The sequence below is a fragment of the Amaricoccus sp. W119 genome, from assembly GCF_047275745.1.
Lineage (GTDB): Bacteria > Pseudomonadota > Alphaproteobacteria > Rhodobacterales > Rhodobacteraceae > Amaricoccus.
Genome location: NZ_JBKQWU010000128.1, coordinates 1 through 4,186 on the forward strand (window position 1 = coordinate 1; position 4,186 = coordinate 4,186).

Consider the following 4,186-nt stretch of genomic DNA (forward strand, 5'->3'; position numbering starts at 1 on the left):
CGGCCAGCGCGCGCGCTGTCAGTTCCGCCGCGGCTTCCTCGAACCGCGGCACCCGGCCCGCGCCGCCGGTCCATGGGCGGTCGAGCCAGACCGTCTCGACGGGATAGGCGCGGCCCTCCGCGGTCACCACCAGAGCCCCGTCGAGCAGCGCCGAGACCGCCTCGACATCGAGCGTCGCCGACATGACGAGCAGCTTCAGATCGGGCCGGAGCGCGCCCCGGATCTCGAGCGCGAGCGCGAGGCCGAGATCGGTATTGAGCGAGCGCTCGTGAAACTCGTCGAAGATCACGAGGCCGATGCCCGGCAGTTCCGGATCGGACTGGATCATCCGGGTGAGAATCCCCTCGGTCACCACCTCGATCGCCGAGCCCGCGACCGCCTCGCCGCGCATCCGGTAGCCGACACGCGCTCCCACCGCCTCGCCAAGCCCCTCGGCCAGCCGTTCGGCGGCGGCGCGGGCGGCGACGCGGCGGGGCTCCAGCAGCAGGGTCCTGCCCGCCACGATCCCCGCGTCGAGAAGCGCCAGCGGAACCGCCGTCGTCTTGCCCGCCCCCGGAGGCGCGCGCAACACCGCGACCCCAGCCCCGGCCAGAGCCTCGACAAGCCCCGGCAGCGCCGGCGCTATCGGCAGCGTCTCGTGGCGGGCGGCGATCCGGGTCAGCTGCGCCGCTCCATCGCCGCGGTGCCGAAATTTGTGCTCGTCTCGATCCGGCGGACCATGGCCATGCCCCCCGCGGTCTCGGAGAAGGTCAGCGTGAACGGAAATTCCGACTGTGACGACAGGGTATGCGCCTCGCCCCGGAGCCGCGCATAGGTCCCGACGCAGGTGAAGCCGCCCTCGATCGCGCGCCGCGGCCCGATCGTCAGGCGCGACCGCCGCGAGCCGTCGAAGATGTCCACCGTCGCGTCGCACATCCGCTCCGCCGGGCCGTCGCGCAGCATGGCGAAGCCCGCCGAGATCGGATCGAGCGTGCCGGCCTGCTCGCGCGGATCGGGCGGGTTCTCGCGGGGCGGCTCGATCGTGACCCTGGCGGGCACGCCGTTCTCCCAGTCGATCCGCGTCGTGCGCCGTCCCCTGGGCGAATCGGACACCGCCTGGAAGGTCACGGGCACCGGTCCCGACCTGCCGAGTGTCCCCCGCGAAACGCCTTCGAAGTTGAATTTCAGGAAGGCGCCGACGAGGCCCGCCGCGCTGACCCTCGCCCGCGCGGAATATTCCCGCGCGCTGGATTCGGGGGTGAAGGACATGGTTCCGACCTTGATGCCCGAGACGTAGAAGTCGTAGTTGGCGGTCTGAGCCTGCGCCGCCGTCCCCGCGGCCGCGCCGACCGGGAGGGCGAGCAGGGCCGCGCGGGCGAGCTTGCGGAATGTGGACATCTTTGACGAGCCTCCTAGGTTCGGGACCGGAGCGATACGGCGATGGGAATATGCCAGGGCGGCCCGCGGGGCCAAGGCGCAAAGCGCGGTTCGGCGGTGAACGGTGCGTGACCGGATGACCGATCCGAAGGAACTCGCCCGTCTCGCGGACCAGCTGCGCGCGGGCGATCGCCGCGCCCTCGCCCGCGCCATCACGCTCGTCGAATCGACCCGCGCCGATCATCGCGAAGCGGCGCGCGCGCTCCTCGACATGCTGCCGCCGCCGGAGATCCCGAGCCTTCGCGTCGGGCTGACCGGTACGCCCGGCGTCGGCAAGTCGAGCTTCACGGNATCGCGAAGCGGCGCGCGCGCTCCTCGACATGCTGCCGCCGCCGGAGATCCCGAGCCTTCGCGTCGGGCTGACCGGTACGCCCGGCGTCGGCAAGTCGAGCTTCACGGAGGCGCTCGGCATACGCCTGACCGGCCGGGGCAAGCGGCTCGCGGTGCTCGCGGTCGATCCTTCGTCGGCACGCTCTGGGGGCTCGATCCTCGGAGACAAGACGCGGATGGACGAGCTCTCGCGCGATCCGAACGCCTTCATCCGGCCCTCCCCCTCCAGCGCCGGGCTCGGCGGGGTGGGGCTCCGGACGCGCGAGACGATCCCGCTCGTGGAGGCCTGGGGCGCCGATGTCGTCCTGGTGGAGACCGTGGGCGTGGGGCAGTCGGAGACGATGGTCGCGGAGATGACCGACATCTTCCTCTTGCTGCTGGCACCCGCGGGAGGCGACGAGTTGCAGGGGGTGAAGCGCGGCATCATGGAGATGGCCGACATCATCCTCGTCAACAAGGCCGACGGCGAGTTGCTGCATCAGGCCCGGCGCACCCGCGCCGATTACGCCGGCGCGCTGCGGCTGCTGCGCAAGCGGCCGGGCGATCCCGAGGGCTTCCCGCGCGCGCTCACCGTCTCCGCCGCGACGGGCGACGGGCTTGACGAGGCCTGGGCCGCGGTCGAGGCGCTCGCGGACGGCAGGCGCGGGAACGGCTCCTGGGAGAAGCACCGGCGCGAACAGGCCGAGACCTGGTTCGGCCGCGCCGTCGAAAGCGGCCTCGCCCGCCGCATGGCCGGCGATCCGCGCCTCGTCAGGCTTCGAAGCAAACTCGCCGCCGAGGTCGCCGCGGGGGAAACCGCGCCGGAGAGCGCGGCGGAACGCCTGCTCTCCGCGCTCTTCGGCGACGCGCTGGCGGGCTGAGACACGCCGCTCGGGTCCGCGCTTGACGGGCGAGCTTGACGGGCGCGCTTGACGGGACGGGGCCGCGCGCGTATGAGGCGCGCTCAAGTTTTCGGTCCGTGACTCGGGTGCATTCCGGAGCCGCGTGCCCTTGACGATGTTTTGGAGGCACCTCGGACGGGGGCCGAACTGCAAGGAACCTGACGATGTCTCGTCGCTGCGAACTGACCGGCAAGGGCGTGATGGTTGGCAACAACGTCAGCCACGCCAACAACAAGACGAAGCGGCGCTTCATGCCGAACCTGAACGACGTGACCCTGACGAGCGAAGCGCTCGGCCAGAGCCACCGCTTCCGGATCTCGGCCGCCGCGCTTCGGTCCGTCGACCACCGGGGCGGGCTCGACGCCTTCCTCGCCGCCGCGCCGGACGCGGATCTGTCGACCAAGGCGCTCCGCCTGAAGCGCGAGATCGCGAAGGCCGCGACCGCCGACTGACGGCGCACTTCCCGCCCTACCCCCGGGGCCTCCTCGGAACGAGGGGTGACGCGCTCCCCGTCGAGGACCGGGAGCGCGAAGTCTTGCAGGATACGGTGGGCCTGAAACAGCGGCCGCAGAGACGATCCGGCGGGATCGGACGGCCAGACCTCGATCCCGCGAGCCCCCCTCACTCGGCCGCAGGGCACTGATCCTGCATGGTCGACAGTCGGATCGATGCCCCTCTGGATCGATGCCCGTCCCCGTCCGCGCGGACCGTCCCTGCCCGGCCGCGATGGTGTCATCCGCGCCCTGACCGTTCGGTCCCGGCACGTCGTGGTCCGGTGGCGAGCGAACGGCTCCGACTAGTCGACGGCGATCCGCCGCGTCGTCGCAGATGCTGATAACACTCGGAGCAATCGATCTCCCGCGCTCTCCGGCGGTCGCGTTGGCTGCGGTGAACCGGCGAGCGACACGGAACGATAGTGTTGGCCTGGAGGTATCCAAGGACGAAACGGCGTGCGCCGCGAGGGCGGCATGGTCGTCCGCGTTGGCGAGAACACCGACCGAGCCGGATGCAGTACTTTAACCTGCTCATCCCGCCTACGAAAGTCTCCCCATGCTTCACAGCGTCGCTCGGAATCGCATTCCAAAAGCGCCCCCACAGCGCCCCAGAAAACCAAGGGAGTAACATTTGGCTGAGAAGCTGACAGTCCGCCGCATCGACGGGGTCAAGCCGCCGAGCACCGGCCGGATCGAGATCATGGATGCCGTTTCTCGCGGGCTATGCTACCGGGTGACGTCGGGAGGTGATCGCACATGGACGCTGCGCATCAAAATGCAGGGCAGAGACAGGCGTTTCACGATCGGCGAATCCCCAGCGATGTCCTTAGCGGACGCTCGCAGGGCGGCTTCCAAGCTTAGGGAAGCGCGCTAACTGGGGCGGACCCTATCGCCGAACGGCGAAGACGAAATGCCTTGCCTACCGTGGCAATCGTCCTAGACATATACGTGGACTAGGCGGCAAAGCCATAAATCTGGTTGGCGTTTTGCTGTGTGGCTGATTCAAGGCTCGAAACTGAGGGAGCCCTGGATGACACGTCGCCGGTACGAACTGACCGACCATGA

The 4,186-nt window shown here is 69.9% G+C and carries 4 protein-coding genes and 1 pseudogene; 3 read left to right on the plus strand and 2 right to left on the minus strand.

Translation table 11 applies throughout. The features are described 5' to 3' along the window. Together ACLJK8_RS22120 and ACLJK8_RS22125 are read right to left on the minus strand one after the other, a co-directional pair. On the minus strand, positions 1-652 hold a 652-nt coding region (locus tag ACLJK8_RS22120; RefSeq protein WP_413152592.1), incomplete at its 3' end, for a DEAD/DEAH box helicase. Between the two features lie 5 nt (positions 653-657). Then, positions 658-1,377 (minus strand): DUF3108 domain-containing protein, encoded by a 720-nt coding sequence (locus ACLJK8_RS22125; protein ID WP_413152589.1) that lies wholly within the window; start codon positions 1,375-1,377, stop codon positions 658-660. 115 nt (positions 1,378-1,492) lie between these two features. Between ACLJK8_RS22125 and meaB the strand changes: the two are divergent. From meaB to ACLJK8_RS22140, 3 genes and pseudogenes are all read left to right on the plus strand, one after another. Continuing rightward, positions 1,493-2,606, plus strand: a pseudogene (gene meaB, locus ACLJK8_RS22130) (methylmalonyl Co-A mutase-associated GTPase MeaB). Between the two features lie 185 nt (positions 2,607-2,791). Then, entirely contained in the window at positions 2,792-3,079 is a 288-nt protein-coding gene (gene rpmB / locus ACLJK8_RS22135) for a 50S ribosomal protein L28 (RefSeq protein WP_413152590.1), read from the plus strand. A 673-nt stretch (positions 3,080-3,752) separates the two neighbouring features. Continuing rightward, positions 3,753-3,995, plus strand: coding sequence for an Arm DNA-binding domain-containing protein (locus tag ACLJK8_RS22140; protein WP_413152591.1), 243 nt, complete (start codon positions 3,753-3,755; stop codon positions 3,993-3,995). The last annotated feature ends 191 nt before the right edge of the window (positions 3,996-4,186 follow it).